The sequence below is a fragment of the Streptomyces sp. NPDC044061 genome (assembly GCF_056434305.1).
Genome location: NZ_JBWKFL010000015.1, coordinates 80,239 through 98,500, shown reverse-complemented (window position 1 = coordinate 98,500; position 18,262 = coordinate 80,239). Strand labels below are relative to the sequence as shown.

Sequence of the window (18,262 nt, the reverse complement as noted above, 5' to 3'; positions counted from 1 at the left end):
AACTCCCCCTTTCTACACTGCTGTTGAGGGGGGAATGCGGTGCACAGACGGTTGCACGGGCGCGGAGCGCTGTTCGACGTCGATCCGGCCGGTCTTGCTCCCCGGCTCGTGGGCCTGCGCCCCCACCAGCACCGAAGTCATCCGTTCGAGCACCCGGGCGAGCTGCCCTTCGTGGTGCTCACCGGCGCCCGCGGTCTGGGCAAGAGCGCGGTGCTCGGCGAGCTGCGGAACGCCTACAAGGGGCACACGCCGGTCGCGCTGATCGACTGCGCGGAGGAGCAGTTCGCGGGGTCGCCGGCGGACCGGCCGGCCGAGTCGTGGTCGCCGGTGGCGCAGGCGCTGCTGCTGGTCGCCGAGCAGCTGGCGGAGCCGGTGACGGGCGCCGGGCGGATCACCTTCCCGCGGCTGATGTCCGGCCTGGTGGCCGTGGCCGCGAGCGGCTGGGGCGACGCCGACTCGGAGCGGATCCGCCGGGAGGTCGAGCGGATCCTGCTGCTGAACGAGAGCGGCTCGTGGATCAGCGGGCTGGCCGGGCGCTGGGCCGGGAGGGTGGCGGCCAAGGTGGTGGCCGCGGCCACCGGCACCGGGCCGCTGCTGTCGGGCGCGATCGAGGCGACCCTGGAGTCCGTCGCCGAGGGCTTCACCAGCCGGCGGCACCAGAAGGCGTCGGTGTGGTACCGGGCGTATCCGAACGCGGGCGGGCACGCCCAGCGCGGCCTGATCCTGCTGTCGGGGCACTTCCGGGCGGGCGGCTCCTCCCGGGAGCACGCCGAGCGGTATCTGGTGCGGGCGCTGCTGGCCGACCTGACGGAGGCCTACGCGGGGGTGCTGCCGCGCATGCAGCGGCTCGGCCGGCCGCTGGCGCTGATCGACAACGTGCAGACCGCGCCGGGTCCCGGGCTCGTGGAGGCCGTGCTGCGCGACCGCGCCGAGGGCATCGCGGACCAGATGGTGTTCGTCGCGGCCCGGCGCGGCGAGGGCCGCCAGGAGCTGCGCAGCGCGGTCCGGCGGGCGCTGCCCGAGGTGGCCCGGCGCAGCGGCTGGACACCGGACCCGGCGCCCTCCTCCCGGGCGCTGCTGGTGGCGCTGCCCCCGCTCAGCGCGGACGACGCCCTGCACATCGTGGGCGCCGTCTGCGACGACACCCCGGTACCGCCCCGGCTCCCGCACGCCACACACCGGTTGACGGGCGGCAATCCGCTGGGCATCGTCCTGCTCGCCGAGTCCGCGGCGCAGAACCTACCCGGGACGTCCTCGCTGGGCGGGCTGCTCACGGCGGACGTACGGCCCGCCGAGGACCTGCCGGCCGCGCCCGCCTACCGGGCGCTGCTGGACCGGCTGGTGCCCGCCGAGCACCTGGACGAGCTGACCGTGCTGGCCGCCGCCCACGACCACGACTCGGCCTGCGCGCTGGCCACGGCCCTGCTCCCGGACACCTTCGGCCCGGCGGACGTACGGGCCCTGCGGACGCGGCTGACCGAGGAGGGGCTGGCGAGCGTGCCGGGCCAGTTCGTGGGCGACCCCTTCGTCCGCACCCTGCTGCTGCTGAGGCTGCATCTACGGGACGCCGACCACGCCTCCTGGCGCACGGCGCACGAGACGCTGATCGCGCACTACACCGAGCCCGGGCAGGCGCGTTACCGGCTCCATCACGAACTGGCCCTCGGCAGTACGGAGTCGGCGGTCGCCCACCTGCGCGACACCTTCCACAGGCTGGAAACCCGGGCCTGGCTGCGCACCCTGCGCTTCGTCGCGTCCGCGCCCTGGTTCCACGCGCACGACGCCGACGGCCGGGACTTCACCGGTCACGGCGACCGACGGGCCTCGGTCGCGCTCGGCCGCACGGACGCGGAGCAGGAGCCGCCCGAGGGCGTGGACGCCGTCCTGCACCTGCGCGTACGGCGGTCGCTGCACGCGGTGTGGCAGCTGGGCGATCCGCTGGTGCTGCCCGACCCGAAGGTGGGCGACCGGCTCCGCTTCGAGCTGGAGCAGCTGTCCAACCTGCGGCCCGCGGGCAACGCGCTGCTGTGGCGGGCCTCCCGGGACTGGCCGGCGGCGGCGCTCACCGGGCGTCCGATGGACGGCCCCGACGACGCCGACGACATCGACGACCCCGAAGACACGGACGGCGGCCCGGACGGCGGGAGCGGGGAGGCGTGATGGCGCGCAGGGGCATGGGCACTTGGGCGCGCGAGAGCGTGTGGGAGATCCCGCTGCGCCGCTATCTGGCGCTGCTGATCTCGGCGGTTCTGGTGGCCGGGCTGGTGTTCGCGGTGCGGGCCCTCACGCACGAGGACCGGTCCTGCGCGCCCGGGGTGGCCCGGCCGGAGGGCAGTGACGAGTGCGTGGGTGTGGCGACGGGCTCGTACGACTTCGGGCGCGCCCAGCTGCGGCCGGCGGTCCGGGCCATCGCGCGGGAGAACGGCCGTCTGAGGAAGGGGACCTACGTCACGGTGGCGCTGATGCTGCCGTACACCTCCACCTCCCGGACCAGTCTGAACGACATCCAGCACCAGTTGCAGGGCGCCTACCTCGCGCAGTACCAGGCCAACCACGACTCCAACGGGGAGGCGCCGGCGATCCGGCTGGTGCTCGCCAATCCGGGCGCGACCGGGGACCACTGGCGGCAGACGGTGGACCGGCTGACGCGGATGACGACGAGCGCGGACCGGCTGCGGGCGGTCGCCGGCATCGGGCAGAGCACCGACAACAACAAGAAGGCCGTAGGCGAACTGACCCGGCGCGGGATCCCGGTGGTCGGCTCCTCCATCACCGCCGACGACCTGGCCAACGGGCAGCACGGCAAGGACCCGTATCCGGGTCTCGCCCGGGTGTCGCCGACCAACACGGACGAGGCACGTGCGCTGGCGTCCTTCGCCAAGGTGAGCGCGGGCAAGGCGCTGCTGGTGTACGACAAGCCCGGCGACCCGTACACGCGGACGCTGCAGGAGTCGTTCGCGGCCCTGATCAAGGGCTCTCCGTACGAGCCGCAGCCGTTCACGCCGCCCGCCGACCGCAGCGAGGAGGGCACGACCGCGAACACCTTCCGGCAGATCACCCATCTGGTGTGCGACACGAGCCGGGAGACCGACACGATCCTGTTCGCGGGACGGCACACGCAGCTGCGGCAGTTCATCAACGCGCTGGGCGGGCGCGGCTGCCAGGACCGGAAGTTCACCGTGCTGACCGGCGACGAGGCCTCGTACCTGACCCACGAGAGCAACCTGGACCGCGCCGCCCTGCGCCACCACCTCTCCGTCCGCTACACCTCCCTCGCCCACCCGGACGCCTGGGTCAGGGACCCGGCGCGGACGGGCGGCTCGGCGGCGGACTTCGGGACGCTGCGCGAGCTGCTGACGGCCGCCGGGCGGGAGCCGGCCGGCCCGATCGGTCCGGTCGCCCTGGACGACGGCCAGCTGATCATCGGATACGACGCGCTGCGGCTGGCCGTGCACGGCATCCGGGAGGCGGTACCGGACGGGCGGGACCTCCCGGCGCTCGCGGACGTCGGCCTGCAGTGGCCGCAGGTGAAGGGCTCGCTGCGGGTGAGCGGAGCGAGCGGCTGGATCTGCCTGGACGTGCACGGCAACCCGTACGACAAGGCCGTGCCGATCGTGGAGCTGACCCCGGAGGGCGGCTCCCGGTTCGTGCGGATCGCCTGGCCGGAGGGGAAGCCACCCGCGAAGGAGTGCCTGCCGCCGTCCTAGGTGAACTGCCCGGGCAGGGGCTGCGTGGGCTCCTGGCCGGGGAGCGACTGCGGGGGCTCCTGGCCTGGAACGGGCTGCGAGGGCTCCGGCTCGGGAAGGGGCTTCCCGGGTTCGAGGCGTGCGATCAGCCGGTCGAACCGGGTGCGCCAGCCGGACTCGGACTCCCCCTCGCCCTGGAACTCGTGGGTGAAGCGCAGCACGCTTGCGTCGTCCTCGCCCCGTTCCAGATGGAACCGGATCCGGCCGCCGCCCTCCACGGTGTACTCGGCGACGCGGTCCACGTCCCACGCCGTGACCCGCCCCGTGCCCAGGTCACGCAGGGTGACCACGCCGTCGAGGCGGGGCTCCAGAACGTCGACGGCGGTGAACCATTCCCCGAGCCCCTCGGGGGTGGCCACCGCCGCCCAGACGTCCTCCATGCTCCGCGGGATCCGCACCAGGAAGTGGAGTATGTGCGTGTTCCCGTGCGTCTGGCTGATGCCCTGTTCGATGGAACCGCTCATGACACCAGTGTCACCGACCGGGCAATCACACGCCCGCGTAGGAGTGCTTGCCGCTCACGAAGATGTTGACGCCGTAGTAGTTGAACAGCCAGCAACCGAAGGCGATCATCGCCAGGTAGGCGGCCTTGCGGCCCTTCCAGCCGGCCGTGGCGCGCGCGTGCAGGTAGCAGGCGTAGGCGATCCAGGTGATGAAGGACCAGGTCTCCTTGGGGTCCCAGTTCCAGTAGCGGCCCCAGGCGTCGCCCGCCCAGATCGCGCCCGCGATGATCGTGAACGTCCACAGCGGGAAGACGGCCGCGTTGACGCGGTAGGCGAACTTGTCCAGGGAGGCGGAGGCGGGCAGGCGCTCCAGGACGGAGGTCGCGAAGCTGCCGGGCTTGCCGCCGCTGACGAGCTTGTTCTCGTAGGAGTCCTTGAACAGGTACAGGATCGTGGCGACCGCGCCCACGTAGAAGACCGCGCCGCAGAAGATCGCGGTGGAGACGTGGATGTACAGCCAGTACGAGTGCAGGGCGGGCACCAGCTGGTCGCTGGCGGTGTACAGCACGGTGACCGCGAGGCCGAGGTCGAGCAGGACCGTGGTGATCAGGAACAGCCCGAGCCAGCGCACGTTCTTCTTCAGTGCCAGCAGCCCGAGGTACACACCGACCGCGACCGTGGAGAAGGTGATGTTGAACTCGTACATGTTGCCCCACGGCGCCCGCTCCACGGAGGCCGCGCGGGAGACCACCCCGGCCAGCTCCACCAGGAACGCGAGCGCGGTGAGGGAGATGGCGATGCGCCCGTAGAGGTCGCCCTGCTCGTCGCCGCCGTGCGCGCCGGGCCCGTCCGGCACGTCCCGGGCGCCGGACGCGGAGCGCACGACGACCTTGGGCCGCTCCAGCACGGCGGTCCCGCCGGCCTGCTTCACGGTGACGGCCGGCCCCGCCTGCTGGGCGCTCCGGCCGGTCAGCGCGGCGGCCGTGCGGCCGACCTTGCTGCGGCTGCCGAAGAGCCATTCCATGATGTACGCGAAGAAGGCCAGGGTGTAGACGGCCATCGAGGAGTAGATCAGCGTGTTGCTGATGCTCGCCAGGTGCTCGTTGGTCGCGGCGGCGAGGTCGGTTGCGGCGGCGAGAGTCACTTCTCAGCCCCTTCGGCAGGTACGGCTTGGGGGTCGGGGGATGCTTCCTTGGACGCTGGGGGGTCGTCGGGGTCGGGAGCCCCCGGCGCCTGGTCGTAGAGGATTCCGGCGAGGTCGCCCAGCTCCTCGGGCACCTTGGCGGACTCGCTGCGGCCGAGCCCGGCCATCTCGACCACCGTGACGCCGTCGACGCCGCGCACCGCCCGGACCCACACGCGGCGGCGCTGGATGAACAGGGAGGCGGCCAGGCCGAAGATCGCGACGAGGGCGCCGCCGAGCGCCCAGCCGCTGCCGGGCTCCTGCACGATCTCGAAGCCCGCCCACTCCTTGACGTCCTTGTCGAAGGTGATGGACCCGGCGCCGTTCGGCAGGGTGAGGGTGTCGCCCGGCTTGAGCAGCTTCTTCAGCAGCTGGCCCTTGGCGTCCTTGAAGGCCTTCATGTGCTTCGTGTCCAGCTGGTACACGTTCTGCGACACGCCCGCGTCGACGCCCAGGTCGCCGTGGTAGGCGTTCACGGCGAGCAGCGGGTTCACCAGCGACGGGAACCGCGAGAGCATGGTGCCGCTCTGCGGGTCGAAGGTCGGCACGAAGAAGGCCTGGAAGCCGAGCTGGTCCTTCTGGCCCTTGGCGTCGCGGTAGCCGTCCATCACCTTGATGACGCCGTTGGAGGTGACGTTGCCGTCGAGCGGCAGCAGCGGTACGGCGTCGTGGTAGACGACCTCGCCCTTGCCGTCCCGGACGGTGACGACGGGGGCGTAGCCGTGGCTGACCAAGTAGACCTTCGAGTCGCCGATCTCCAGCGGCTTGTTGACCTTGACGGTGGCCGGCTTCCCCTTGCCGTACGCGCCCTCTCTGTACTTGATCTTCGCCTCGAAGGTGCGCGGGGTACCCCGGTTGGGCCCGCTGACCTCGTAAGTGGCCTTGAAGTCCTTGAGGTCGAAGCTGAACGGCACCAGGTCGTCGTTCTGGAACAGGCTGCCGGACTTGAAGTCGTCGTACAGCGGCAGTGCGTTGGAGAAGCCGTCGCCCTCGACCATCAGCTTGGTGCCGTCCGACTTGTACAGCTGACCCGAGGCGAAGGCGACCAGCAGGACGATCAGCGCGATGTGGAAGGCCAGGTTGCCCAGCTCCCGCACATAGCCCTTCTCGGCGGCGACCGCGTCACCGGCGACGTGGGCGCGGAAGCGGCGCTTCTTCAGCAGCGCGAGGGCGACCTCGCGGACCTGCTCCGGCTCGGCGGTGGTGCGCCAGGTGGTGTAGGCGGGCAGCCGGGTCAGCCGCTTGGGGGCGCCCGGCGGGCGGCCGCGCAGCTGGCCGACGAACTGCCAGGTGCGCGGGACGATGCAGCCGATCAGGGAGACGAAGAGCAGGATGTAGATCGCGGAGAACCACACCGAGCTGTAGACGTGGAACAGGCCGAGCTTGTCGTAGACCGGCGCGAGCGTCCGGTGGGCCTTGCGGAACTCGTCGACCTTGTTCAGGTCGGCGCCGGTCTGCGGGATGAGCGAGCCGGGGATCGCGCCGAGGGAGAGCAGCAGGAGCAGGAGCAGCGCGACCCGCATGGAGGTCAGCTGCCGCCAGAACCAGCGGACCCAGCCGACCAGGCCGATGCCCGGCGCGGCCGTGGTCTCCTCCCGCGGGGCGGTGGACAGCTGGGAGCCGGCCGCCCCCAGGTCCTCCTGGTCCTGGCTCTTGTCCGTTTCGGTGTTGCTCATCGAGTCAGATCCCCACACTGAAGCCGTCGGACCAGGTCTGCATCTGCTGCACCAGACTGTCCCAGGCCCCGGTCAGCAGCAGCACACCGGTCAGGATCATCATCGTGCCGCCGATGCGCATCACCCAGACATAGTGGCGCTTGACCCAGCCGAAGGCACCGAGCGCCTTGCGGAAGGCCACCGCGGCGAGCACGAAGGGCACGCCGAGGCCGATGCAGTAGGCGGTCATCAGCAGGGAGCCGCGCCCGGCGCTCGACTCGTGCATGGCGAGGAAGTTGACCGCCCCGAGGGTGGGGCCGATGCAGGGCGTCCAGCCGATGCCGAACAGGGCACCGAGTACGGGCGCGCCCACCAGTCCGGTCGCCGGCCGCTTGTGGAAGCGGAACTCGCGCTGGGTGAGCCAGGGCATGAGCCCCATGAAGAAGGCGCCCATGACGATCATGAGCACGCCGAGCACCTTGGACAGGGTGTCCTTGTACTCCTGCAGGTTCGAGCCGAAGTAGCCGAACAGGGCCCCGCCGGAGATGAACACGGCCGAGAAGCCGAGCACGAACAGGGCGGCTCCGGTGACCATCCGCCCCCGCCTGGTCTCCGCCAGATCGGTGCCGGCGACCCCGGTGACGTAGGAGAGGTAACCGGGGACCAGCGGCAGCACGCAGGGCGAGAAGAACGAGACGAGCCCGCCGAGCAGGGCGACCGGCAGGGCGATCAGCAGCGCGCCGTTCTTCACGGTCTGGTTCTCCGCGGCCAGCGTCACGAGTGCGCTCACGTCACTTCTCCGCGAGGACCGGCTCGAGCATCTTCAGCAGGGCCGTGTCGTCGAGCGCCTCCAGCGCCCGCGCGGCGACCTTCCCGTCCTTGTCGATGATGAGCGTGGAGGGGATCAGCTGCGGGTTGAGCGTGCCCTTCTTGAAGCGGAGCATCAGCCTTCCCGTCGGGTCGTACAGGCTCGGGTAGGCGATCCCGTGCTCCTTCTCGAAGGCGAGCGCGGGGGTGGTGCTGCTGTCGCGGGTGTTGATGCCGACGAACTGCACGCCCTTGTTCTCGTACGCCTTGGAGACCTTGGCGAAGTACTGGGCCTCTTCCCGGCAGGGCCCACACCACGAGCCCCAGACGTTGATGACGACGACCTTGCCCTTGTAGTCGGCGACGTCCAGGGTCTTGCCATCGATGGTCTTGCCGGACAGGTCGGGCGCCGCGGCCCGCTTGCCCACGGGGGCGGTGTCGATGCCGTTGTTGCCGGTGACGAAGTTGGTGTTGCCGCCTCCGCCGGAGGTGCCGCCGTTACCGCACGCGGACAGGGTCAGGGCCGCGACAGCGGCCATGGCGCTGAGCAGGACGGCGCGGCTACGGGTACTCATGTGAAAAGTTTCGCATGCCTGTTCCGGGGATCTCGCGCACCCCCCTGCCGGGCGGAAAACCGCATTTCAGGCGGTATTTAAGCCGGACATTTCGGGCATCTGCTCACGCGGCGTCGGAGGAGGCCGACTTGCTGTCCCGCAGGAAGTCCTTCCAGCCCCCGGCGGGCCGCTGCCCGACCTCCAGCGTGCGCAGCTTCGCGAGCACCTCCGGCTTCTGGACGTCCATCCAGTCGACGAACTGCCGGAAGGAGACCATGCGTACGTCCGCGCCCTTCTCCTTCTCCCGGGCCATGTGCTTGAAGGCCTCCTCGACGGAGTCCATGTAGATGCCGCCGTTCCACTGCTCGAAGTGGTTGCCTATGAAGAACGGCGCCCGGTTTGTCGTGTATGCCCGCTCGAATCCCTGGATATAGGCCTGCGCGGACTGCTTCCGCCAGCCCGGGTAGTTGTAGGCGGGCGCCTTGGTCGAGTTCACGGACTGGTTGGCGAGCATGTTGTAGTCCATGGACAGGACCTCGAAGGAACGTCCGGGAAAAGGTATCTGCTGCAACGGGAGGTCCCAGATCCCCGTTCGCTCGACCGGCCACACCTGACGGCCACCCGGCGAGGAGGCGTCGTAGCGCCAGCCCAGCTCACGGGCTGTGGGCAGCAGGTTGTTCTGGCCGAGCAGACAGGGCGTACGGCCGCCGACCAGTTCCTTGTCGTAGTCGAACGGCAGCGCGGGCAGATCGGTCCAGCCGGTGTTGGTCCGCCACTGCTTCACGAAGGACTTGGCCTGCTGGATCTCGCTCCTCCACTGCTGCGGGGTCCAGTTGCCGACCGTGCCGGTCCCGGCGCAGAAGTGCCCGTTGAAGTGCGTGCCGATCTCGTGGCCCTCCAGCCAGGCCCGGCGGACGTTGGCCAGCGTCGCCTTGATGTGCTCGTCGGTGAGGTAGCCGATGTCGGAGGCGCCGCGCGGGTTGTTCGGCGGCTCGTACAGCCGCTTCTTCGACTCGGGCAGCAGATAGAGGCCCGAGAGGAAGAAGGTCATGCTCGCGCCGTGCTCCTTGGCCAGGTCCAGGAAGCGCGGGAAGAGACCGTTGCCGACCTCGCCGGCCCCGTCCCAGGAGAAGATCACGAACTGCGGCGGGGTCTGCCCCGGCTCCAGCGCCTCGGGCTTGGCGGGCTGGTGCGGCTGCCTGCCGGTGAAGGAGGTGGAGCCGTCACCGATGGGCCGGGCGGGGTGCGCACTGCTCCCGCCGCCGTGCCTGGGCCGCGCCTTGCGGGAACCGTCCGGGTGCCCGCCACCGTCCGAGGACTTGAGACTCCCGCAGCCGACGAGACCGGCCGCGGCCGCCGCGCCCGCGCCGAGGCCGAGCATTCCCCTCCGGGAGAGGTTGCGGGAGAAGGTGCGCATGAGATCCCCGATTCGTCGCGCCTGCTGGTGGTCACCCAGTCAGAGGACGCGACGATCGGGGAGGTTCCTTCGATTCTTATGTTTTTCGTAACGGAACCGGCAAAAGTGCCCTAAGGCCTTTCGGACGGGCCGTCAGCAGTGGCCGTTACGCGCCGAATGCCTTGCTCTTGCCCTTCACCGGCTTGGCACCGGCGCGGAGATGAGTGGGCACCAGGTCGATGGCGGGCTCGCTGTAGCCGACGGACACGATCTTGTCACCGAGGTAGGTGAAGGTCGTCAGTGAGGCGAGCGTGCACTGCCGCTTGCGCGGGTCGTGCCACAGCCGCCGCTTCTCGACGTACGACCGCACGATCCAGATCGGCAGCTGATGGCTGACCAGCACCGCCTCGTGCCCGCGCGCCTGGTCCTTGGCCGCGTTCAGCGCGCCCATCATCCGTACGACCTGGTCGACGTACGGCTCGCCCCAGGACGGCCGGAACGGGTTGACGAGGTGCTTCCAGTTGTCGGGCTTGCGCAGGGCGCCGTCCCCGACCCCGAAGGTCTTGCCCTGGAAGACGTTGTCCGCCTCGATCAGCCGCTCGTCGGTGGCGAGGTCCAGCCCGTGCGCCTTGGCGACCGGGGTGGCGGTCTCCTGCGCCCGCTCCAGCGGCGAGGCGACCACATGGGTCACATCCCGCGCGGAGAGGTGCTCGGCGACCCGGTCGGCCATCTGCCGGCCCAGCTCGGAGAGGTGGTAGCCGGGCAGCCGCCCGTACAGGATCCCGTCGGGGTTGGCGACCTCGCCGTGCCGCATGAGGTGGACGACGGTGACGTCCTTGCTTACGGGGTTCTCGGGGCTCTCGGGGTTGCTGCTCATGCTGCCGTGGCCTCCGCGGCCGCTCGGGCCGCCGCCGGGAGGGCGTCGGCGATCTTCTGGATGGCCCGCTCGTCGTGGGCCGTGGACACGAACCAGGACTCGAAGGACGACGGCGGCAGATAGACGCCGTTCGACAGCAGCGAGTGGAAGAAGGCGGTGAAGCGGAACGACTCCTGGCGCTTGGCGTCCTCGTAGTTGCGCACCTGCCGGTCGGTGAAGAACACGGAGAACATGTTGGAGGCGGTCTGCAGCCGGTGCGCGACGCCCTCCTTGCTCAGCGCCTCGCTGACGAGCGTCCGGATCTGCTCCGACACGGCGTTCACCGTGTCGTACGCGGCGTCGTCGAGAAGCCGCAGCTGGGCGAGCCCGGCGGCGGTGGCGACCGGGTTCCCGGAGAGGGTGCCGGCCTGGTAGACGGGCCCGGCGGGAGCGAGGTGGGCCATCACGTCGGCCCGCCCGCCGAAGGCGGCGGCGGGGAACCCGCCGCCCATGACCTTGCCGAAGGTCATGAGGTCGGGCGTGACCCCGTCGACCCCGAACCATCCGGACCGGCTGGTGCGGAACCCGGTCATGACCTCGTCGGAGATGAAGAGGGCGCCGTTCTTGGAGCAGGCGTCCTTCAGCCCCTGGTTGAAACCGGGGTCCGGCGGCACGACGCCCATGTTGCCGGGCGAGGCCTCGGTGATGACACAGGCGATCTCGCCCGGGTGCCGGTGGAAGGCCTCCTGCACGGCTTCGAGGTCGTTGTACGGCAGCACGATCGTGTCGCCCGCCTGGGCGCCGGTGACGCCGGGCGTATCGGGCAGCGCGAAGGTCGCCACGCCACTGCCCGCCGCCGCGAGCAGCGAGTCCACGTGCCCGTGGTAGCAGCCGGCGAACTTGATCACCTTGGACCGCCGGGTGAACCCGCGGGCGAGCCGGATGGCAGACATGGTCGCCTCGGTGCCGCTGCTGACCAGCCGCACCTGCTCGACCGGCGCCACCCGGGCGACGATCTCCTCGGCGAGCGCGACCTCGCCCTCACCGGGCGTGCCGAAGGACGTACCGCGGGCGACGGCCTCCTGGACGGCGGCGATGACCTCGGGGTGCGAGTGCCCGAGGATCATCGGTCCCCAGGAGCAGACGAGGTCGACGTACTCCCGCCCGTCGGCGTCGGTGAGGTACGGTCCCGTGCCGGAGACCATGAACCGGGGCGTGCCGCCGACAGCGCGGAAGGCGCGCACCGGGGAGTTCACGCCGCCCGGTGTGACGGCGGACGCACGGTCGAAGAGCGCCTGCGACGCGGGCGCTTCATAGGGATGGGGCAGTTCGCTCATGGCACTCATGACGTGCGACTTCTCCGACTTCTCGGCAGTCCGATTGCGTGGTGACCTCCTCAGGGTAGGCCGCGGCTCGCTCGGCGAGCGGCCGACCTCGGGGTCACGGCCGCGCCATCTGTAAGACTGAGACCTGATACACACAGCTCATACGGCACGTAGTGATCAGTGACCGGGAAGCTCCCGCGGACTGGTGTTTCACCGCACGTTTCGGCGAGCGGCCGTGGGGGAGGTCACTGACACGATGATCGGGTTGCGCGGCGGGGGCCACGCGTCCTAGAAAAGCAGTCGGGTGGAGATATGCATCGCGGTGGCGGACTGGGCGAGGGGACTGATGACCTGGGTCCTCGGCGTGCCCGGCGGGGAAGGCACCGACGCGACGCGGAGGAATCGACCGAAACACGTCAGACTGACGCACGTCAGGCACAGGGTGTACCGAGTGAGCCCGAGCGGTACGACCGGCAGGTCGACCGGCAGCTGGAGAGCCAGCTGGACCGGCCGACCGAGCGCCGGCTCGACCACCGGGCCGACCGCCTCCGGGCGGGGAGCAGGAATGGTGGTCGGGTGGGGGTGACGTACAAATACTTCGGCGCGCCGGACGGCGCGACCGCGGCCCGCGTCCCCATCTCGATGCGTCCCGAGGAACTCGGCGGCGACGAGCTGGGCATGAACGGCATGTTCACCAAGATCAAGCCGGAGACGATGGCGGCGATGGTGCTGACCGGCATCCAGGGTGTGCCCCTGCACAAGGTGCCCCCGCTGGAGCTGGTGGTCCTGCACCCCGACTACGCGGTCGTCAAGCTCCCCACGACGGTCGTCGACCCCCTGCGCGGCATCGGCGAGGAGGCGGTGGGCGCGGCGGCCTTCATCTGGTCGACGGTCCCCGACCGCGGCGGCCCGCGGGACGCGTTCAACGTGTACCAGTTGCTGCACGAGTGGCAGGACTTCTCGCATCGGCTGCATGAGGCGGGGCATCAGCCTTATTGCCTTGTGTGGCCCTGAGCTGGGGTTTCCTGGGGTTTGGGCGGGACTCGGGTTCCGCCCTCGCCAGTGCCCGAGAGGGAGCCTGCACTGGCCTCAGCTGCGCACCGATCGGCCGACGAAGGGGGACGCCGCCCGTGGCTCAGCCGAACACCGACGACCGGCCCAAAGCCCTCCCGCCGGCACTCGAATCCATGACCCTGCTGGTCGCCGCCGTCATCGTCCACGACAAGGCCACCAACCGCGTCGTACTCCTCCGACGCGGCGAGAACGCCAAGTTCGCTCAGGGCATGTGGGACCTCCCCGTCGGCAAGAGCGAACCCGGCGAGCCGATCACCGAAACCGCCGTACGTGAGTTGTACGAGGAGACCGGCCTGACCGTGAAGCCGGACTCCCTGAAGATCGCTCACATCATTCACGGCGCGTGGGGCGTGGAAGCTCCCAACGGTTTCCTCACTGTCGTCTTCGCCGCCAACGAGTGGACCGGCGAACCGGAAAACCGCGAACCGTGCAAGCACGCCCAAGTCTGCTGGGTTGATGCCGGCGCCGTCCCGGAGGAGTTCGTCGACACCAGCGGCAGCGCTCTCCACCGGTATCTCACGGGCGGGCCGCAGGTCTCATCGCACGGCTGGAAGTAGGGGCTGCTGCGGCGTCGATGTGTCCGGAAAGGCCGCGAGGAGCGGGCAGGCCTCGCGGAGGGCTACCCCGAGCTCGAGCAGCCCGGCAGGACGCTGTCGGTCACGTCACGGGCCCGGCGGCGACCGGCAGGTCTGCCAGGCGCCATTCCAGCATTCCGTCGTCGAGGCGGATCGCTCGGCGTCCGTGATCGGTGAGCAGTCGTACGGCGTCGTAGGCGAGGACGCAGTACTCGCCGCGGCAGTACACGACGATCTCCGTGTCGTCCGGCAGCTCGTTGATCCGGTCGGTGAGTTCCTCGACCGGGATGGAGACGGCGCCCGGGATGTGCCCGGCGCGGTACTCCTCCACCGGCCGCACGTCGAGCACCACCACGTCTCCCGCCGCCACGCGGGCGCGCAGCTCTTCGCGGCTGACCTCCGCCGCGTCGTCCTCGCCGAGGTAGGCGTCCCGGGCCGCGGGTACGGCGGCCTGGTGGCGCTCGGCGACCTTGCGCAGCAGCGCGAACAGCTGGGCCACGTCGGCACCGGCGAGCCGGTAGTGGATGCGCACGCCCTCGCGGCGGGTGGCGACGAACCCGGCCTGCTTCAGGGTCTGCAGATGTGCCGACGCCGTCGTCAGGTTCAGCCCCGCCGCCTTGGCCAGGGCGTCCACCGTCCGCTCGCCCTGGGCCAGCAGATCGAGCAGTTCAAGTCGCTTTCCGCTGGCCAGCGCCTTGCCGCTGGCCGCGAACGCGTCGTACAGCTGCGCCTTCGCCCCCGCCGTGGTGCTTCCCGCCATGCCATCCTCCATAAATCCATGGAATAGTGTAAGCGAAGGCGGGAGCCAGAACCACGTGCCCTCGCATCCGAATCCTGGAGGATCCGATGGGCTTCGCCGACGACCCCCTGATACCCCTGGTCGACACCGGACTCGGCAACAGCGCCTACCTCGTCGATCTCGGCGACGGCCGTGCCCTGGCCGTGGACGCGAGCCGCGACCTGCGCGCACTGCGGGGAGCGGCGAAGCGGCGCGGGCTGTCCGTGGCGTACGCGGCGGACACCCACCTGCACGCGGACTTCCTGTCCGGCGCCGTACAGCTCGCCCACGACGACGGGGCGACGGTGCTGGCCTCCGCCGCCGGACATCGCGCCTTCCCGCACCGCGGTCTGGCAGACGGCGACGAGGTCGGCCTGGGCGGTCTGACCCTGCGGGCCCTGGCCACTCCCGGCCACACGGACGAGCACCTCTCCTTCCTTCTCCTGGACGGCGACCGTGAACTCGGGATCTTCACCGGTGGCTCGCTGATCGTGGACTCCGCCGCCCGCCCCGACCTTCTCGGTGCCGACCGCACCGAGGACATGGCCCGCGCCCAGTACAGCTCGCTGAAGCGGCTCGCCGCCCTGCCGGACGACGTGGCGGTGTGGCCCACCCATGGAGCGGGATCGTTCTGCTCGGCCCCGCCCGGCACCGAGCGCACCTCCACCATCGGCGCGCAGAAGCGGTCCAACCCGCTGCTGGCCGCCCCGGACGAGGACTCCTTCGTACGCCGGCTGCTGGCCGGCCTGGGCAGCTACCCGGACTACTTCGACCGGCTCGCCGAGGCCAACCGCCGCGGCCCGCGCATCCTGACCGGCGCCCCGCCGCTGCCCGGCCTCACCGCCGAGCAGCTCAGGTCCCTGCTCGCCGACGGCGGGCACGTGGTGGACGTCCGGCCGGCGGCCGACTACGCGGCAGGCCACATCCCGGGATCCCTGTCCATCCCGCTGCGCGATCAGTTCGCGACCTGGCTGGGCTGGCTCCTGCCCGAGACCGCCCCGGTCGCCTTCGTCACGAACGACGACCAGGACCCGCACGAGATCGTCTGGCAGGCGTACAAGATCGGCTACGAGCGCCTCGCCGGACGCCTCACCGGCGGCATGGCCGCCTGGCTCGCCGACGGGAACCGGCAGACCCCCACCCGGTTCGTCACCGCCGCCCGCGCCGGGAACCGCCCCTACCTGGACGTACGGCAGGAAGCCGAGTTCGCCGCCGGGCACGTCCCCGCCGCCGTACACATCGAGCTCGGGTGCCTCGCCGCCCGCGCCGTGGATGCCCCCGCGAGGCCGGTCGTGGCCTGCGGCCACGGCGAGCGGGCCATGACGGCCGCCAGCCTCCTCGAACGCGCGGGTCACACCGACATCGCCGTCCTCGACGGCGGACCGGCCGACTACGCCGCCGCCCACGGTCAGCGGCTCACCCAGGGCACCGAAGGCGCCGGCGCGTGAACACCACTCCCGCCACCACCACACCGACCGACGTGTCCGGGCGACCCGTCCGCCTCGGCCTGCGGGAGAACTGGCTTCAGTTCACCCTGCTCGTCGTCGTCAACATCTGCGTCGGCGCCCTGGTCGGCCTGGAACGCACCACCGTCCCCCTGATCGGTGTCCGTGTCTTCGGCCTGGCCAGCGACCTGGCCGTCTTCTCCTTCATCATCGCCTTCGGCGTCACCAAGGCACTGACCAACCTCGCCGCGGGCGCCCTGACCGCCCGCTTCCGGCGCAAGCGGCTTCTCGTCACCGGCTGGCTGATCGGCATACCCGTCCCCTTCGCCCTCGCCTGGGCGCCGTCCTGGGGCTGGATCGTCGCCGCGAACGTCCTGCTCGGCCTCAACCAGGGCCTGACCTGGTCGATGACCGTCAACATGAAGATCGACCTCGTCGGGCCCGCCCGCCGAGGGCTGGCCACCGGCCTCAACGAGGCCGCCGGCTACACCGCCGTGGGCGCCACCGCCCTGCTCACCGGTTACCTCGCCACCACCCACGGCCTGCGCCCCGTCCCCGAACTCATCGGTGTCGTCTTCGTCGCCGCCGGACTCGCCCTGTCCCTCGTCGTCCGCGACACCGCCGCCCACGTCGCCCTCGAACTGGCCCAGCACGCCAGGCCCCTGCCCACCGACGCGGACACCGGCCTGCCGGCCACCTTCGCCCGCACCTCCTGGCGCGACCGCAACCTGCGCGGCGCCAGCCAGGCCGGGCTGGTCAACAACCTCAACGACGGCCTGACCTGGGGCGTCTTCCCGCTCCTGTTCACCGACCACGGCCTGGGCCTGGCCGCCGTCGGTCTGATCAAGGGCCTCTACCCGATCCTGTGGGGCCTCGGCCAGACGTACACCGGCCACCTCTCCGACCGCATCGGCCGCAAACCTCTCATCGTCCACGGCATGCTCGTCCAGGCCGTCGGCTTCGTCCTCGCCCTCGCTCTCCTCGGCCGCCCCCTGCTCGCCGGGATCCTCTCCGCGGTGTTCCTGGGCATCGGCACCGCCATGGTCTACCCGGCCCTCATCGCCTCCGTCTCCGACCACGCCCACCCCGCCTGGCGCGCGAACGCCCTGGGCACCTACCGCTTCTGGCGCGACATCGGTTACGCGGCCGGCGCCCTCGTGGCCGGCGTCCTCGCCGACACCCTCGGACTGAACGCCACCGTCATCGCGGCCGCCGTCCTCACCGCCGCCTCGGGACTTCTCGCGGCCCGCTGGCTCACCGACTGAACCGGGAGTCCCGCCGGCCGAGCGGCCCGGCGTGACGTCGGCACGTGAGGACCGAGTGGCCCATCTTCCCGGGCGAAGGGCCCTGGCACGGGGCCTCGGCCCGGAGGGACGATGAGGTATGGGGGAGCCTCCCGGGAGGTGAGTTCTGGTGATGTACTGGAACGGCGGCTGGGCCTGGATGTCGTTCATGCCACTGCTGTGGATCGCGCTGATCGGGCTGGTGGTCTGGGCCGTGATCCGTCTGACGCGGCACCCCTCTGGCCGGGACGACGGCACGTACCGCGGGTGGGCTCCCGGAGAGACGCCCAGGGAGACACCCGAGGAGATCCTCGACCGCCGCTTCGCCTCGGGTGAGATCGACGCGGACGCCTACCACGAGGCGCGCAAGCATCTCGCCACCCATCGGCCGGGGCCGAGGTGAACCGGCGACTGCGCGGCCGCTGGGTGCCGCTGACCGTGCTGGTCGGTGCGCTGGCCGCGCTGATCGCCTCCGTCGCGTGGGTGGCGGGCAGCGGCTTCGAGACGTCCGGCCCCACCGCGGTGACGCGTGCCCAGGTCCGCGGCGCACCGGTGCACGGCCTGGCCGACGCCGGCCGCGCCGCAGGGCGCTTCGCAGACCGGTGGAAGCTTCATGTCGGCGAGGTCATGCGGTTCAGCGACAACTACTACGCGGAACTCCTCGACGCCCACGGCAGGCACGCCACAGAAGTCCTCGTCGAGCCGGACTCGGGCCGCGTCCACCTGGAGTACGGGCCGGCCATGATGTGGAACACGGTCTACGGCATGATGCCCGCCCGCGCCCCGAGCGGTGCTGCGGCCATCGGGCCCGACCGTGCCGTCCGGATCGCCGACCAGTGGCTGCGCGACCACCGTCCCGGGCTGCGCGCCGCCGAGCCGGATGCCTTTCCCGGCTACTACACCCTGCACACCCTGCGCGACGGTCGCATCGTCGGCATGCTCTCGGTCAACGCGACCACCGGAGACGTCTGGTACCACACCTGGCACGGCCGCTTCCTGGAGATGCGGGAAGGACCCGACCACACATGACCGGGCCGAACAGAACGGCGCGGCGACATCCGCCCCCCTCTCCCGGCGTCGGCCCTGTCGTACCGCCCGGCCCCGATCTGCCCGGTTCATGAACTTCGGGGCCCGTACGCCCG

Annotated in this window: 17 protein-coding genes; 8 read left to right on the top strand and 9 right to left on the bottom strand. The window is 71.0% G+C overall.

The window, feature by feature from the left end; translation table 11 throughout:
- Positions 1–39 precede the first annotated feature (39 nt).
- Both AC07CM_RS24810 and AC07CM_RS24805 read left to right on the top strand, forming a co-directional pair.
- Positions 40–2,160 carry a hypothetical protein gene (locus tag AC07CM_RS24810; RefSeq protein ID WP_478878653.1) on the top strand — a complete coding sequence of 707 codons (2,121 nt, stop codon included), beginning with the start codon at positions 40–42 and terminating at the stop codon, positions 2,158–2,160.
- Positions 2,160–3,707 carry a hypothetical protein gene (locus AC07CM_RS24805; protein WP_478878652.1) on the top strand — a complete coding sequence of 516 codons (1,548 nt, stop codon included), beginning with the start codon at positions 2,160–2,162 and terminating at the stop codon, positions 3,705–3,707. Before AC07CM_RS24810 ends, AC07CM_RS24805 begins: the two co-directional genes overlap by 1 nt.
- On the opposite strand, the gene AC07CM_RS24800 is transcribed toward AC07CM_RS24805, so the two are convergent.
- The 8 genes from AC07CM_RS24800 to hemL all read right to left on the bottom strand — a co-directional run bounded on the left by AC07CM_RS24800 (position 3,704) and on the right by hemL (position 11,977).
- Positions 3,704–4,210 (bottom strand): SRPBCC family protein, encoded by a 507-nt coding sequence (locus AC07CM_RS24800; RefSeq protein ID WP_478878651.1) that lies wholly within the window; start codon positions 4,208–4,210, stop codon positions 3,704–3,706. The two genes, AC07CM_RS24805 and AC07CM_RS24800, sit on opposite strands and share 4 nt — an antisense overlap.
- A gap of 25 nt (positions 4,211–4,235) precedes the next feature.
- On the bottom strand, positions 4,236–5,333 hold the full coding sequence (gene ccsB, locus AC07CM_RS24795; protein ID WP_478878650.1) for a c-type cytochrome biogenesis protein CcsB: 1,098 nt from the start codon (positions 5,331–5,333) through the stop codon (positions 4,236–4,238).
- Positions 5,330–7,048 (bottom strand): cytochrome c biogenesis protein ResB, encoded by a 1,719-nt coding sequence (resB, locus tag AC07CM_RS24790; RefSeq protein WP_478878649.1) that lies wholly within the window; start codon positions 7,046–7,048, stop codon positions 5,330–5,332. The genes ccsB and resB overlap by 4 nt, the downstream gene beginning before the upstream one ends.
- Positions 7,049–7,052: 4 nt before the next feature.
- Positions 7,053–7,817 carry a cytochrome c biogenesis CcdA family protein gene (locus AC07CM_RS24785; protein ID WP_478878648.1) on the bottom strand — a complete coding sequence of 255 codons (765 nt, stop codon included), beginning with the start codon at positions 7,815–7,817 and terminating at the stop codon, positions 7,053–7,055.
- Position 7,818: 1 nt separating this feature from the next.
- Positions 7,819–8,409 (bottom strand): TlpA family protein disulfide reductase, encoded by a 591-nt coding sequence (locus tag AC07CM_RS24780; protein WP_478878647.1) that lies wholly within the window; start codon positions 8,407–8,409, stop codon positions 7,819–7,821.
- Positions 8,410–8,512: 103 nt separating this feature from the next.
- Positions 8,513–9,805, bottom strand: a complete 1,293-nt coding sequence (locus AC07CM_RS24775; protein ID WP_478878646.1) for a polysaccharide deacetylase family protein — start codon at positions 9,803–9,805, stop codon at positions 8,513–8,515.
- Positions 9,806–9,950: 145 nt separating this feature from the next.
- Complete coding sequence (locus AC07CM_RS24770; protein WP_478878645.1) at positions 9,951–10,661, bottom strand: histidine phosphatase family protein; 711 nt, start codon at positions 10,659–10,661, stop codon at positions 9,951–9,953.
- Positions 10,658–11,977, bottom strand: a complete 1,320-nt coding sequence (gene hemL / locus AC07CM_RS24765; RefSeq protein ID WP_478878644.1) for a glutamate-1-semialdehyde 2,1-aminomutase — start codon at positions 11,975–11,977, stop codon at positions 10,658–10,660. Before hemL ends, AC07CM_RS24770 begins: the two co-directional genes overlap by 4 nt.
- 564 nt (positions 11,978–12,541) lie before the next feature.
- On the opposite strand from hemL, the gene AC07CM_RS24760 reads away from it, so the two are divergent.
- Positions 12,542–12,979, top strand: a complete 438-nt coding sequence (locus tag AC07CM_RS24760; RefSeq protein ID WP_020941521.1) for a hypothetical protein — start codon at positions 12,542–12,544, stop codon at positions 12,977–12,979.
- Between the two features lie 116 nt (positions 12,980–13,095).
- Positions 13,096–13,596: an NUDIX domain-containing protein gene (locus AC07CM_RS24755; protein WP_478878643.1), complete on the top strand. Its 501-nt coding sequence runs from the start codon at positions 13,096–13,098 to the stop codon at positions 13,594–13,596.
- Positions 13,597–13,696: 100 nt separating this feature from the next.
- Here AC07CM_RS24755 and AC07CM_RS24750 read toward each other — a convergent pair whose 3' ends face one another.
- Positions 13,697–14,374, bottom strand: coding sequence for an ArsR/SmtB family transcription factor (locus tag AC07CM_RS24750; protein ID WP_478878642.1), 678 nt, complete (start codon positions 14,372–14,374; stop codon positions 13,697–13,699).
- Positions 14,375–14,460: 86 nt separating this feature from the next.
- Between AC07CM_RS24750 and AC07CM_RS24745 the strand changes: the two genes are divergently transcribed.
- The 4 genes from AC07CM_RS24745 (at position 14,461) to AC07CM_RS24730 (ending at position 18,149) form a co-directional block, all read left to right on the top strand.
- Positions 14,461–15,840 carry an MBL fold metallo-hydrolase gene (locus AC07CM_RS24745; protein WP_478878641.1) on the top strand — a complete coding sequence of 460 codons (1,380 nt, stop codon included), beginning with the start codon at positions 14,461–14,463 and terminating at the stop codon, positions 15,838–15,840.
- Entirely contained in the window at positions 15,837–17,102 is a 1,266-nt protein-coding gene (locus AC07CM_RS24740; protein ID WP_478878640.1) for an MFS transporter, read from the top strand. The genes AC07CM_RS24745 and AC07CM_RS24740 overlap by 4 nt, the downstream gene beginning before the upstream one ends.
- Before the next feature lie 148 nt (positions 17,103–17,250).
- Positions 17,251–17,523 (top strand): SHOCT domain-containing protein, encoded by a 273-nt coding sequence (locus tag AC07CM_RS24735; protein ID WP_478878639.1) that lies wholly within the window; start codon positions 17,251–17,253, stop codon positions 17,521–17,523.
- Entirely contained in the window at positions 17,520–18,149 is a 630-nt protein-coding gene (locus tag AC07CM_RS24730) for a hypothetical protein (RefSeq protein WP_478878638.1), read from the top strand. Before AC07CM_RS24735 ends, AC07CM_RS24730 begins: the two co-directional genes overlap by 4 nt.
- The last annotated feature ends 113 nt before the right edge of the window (positions 18,150–18,262 follow it).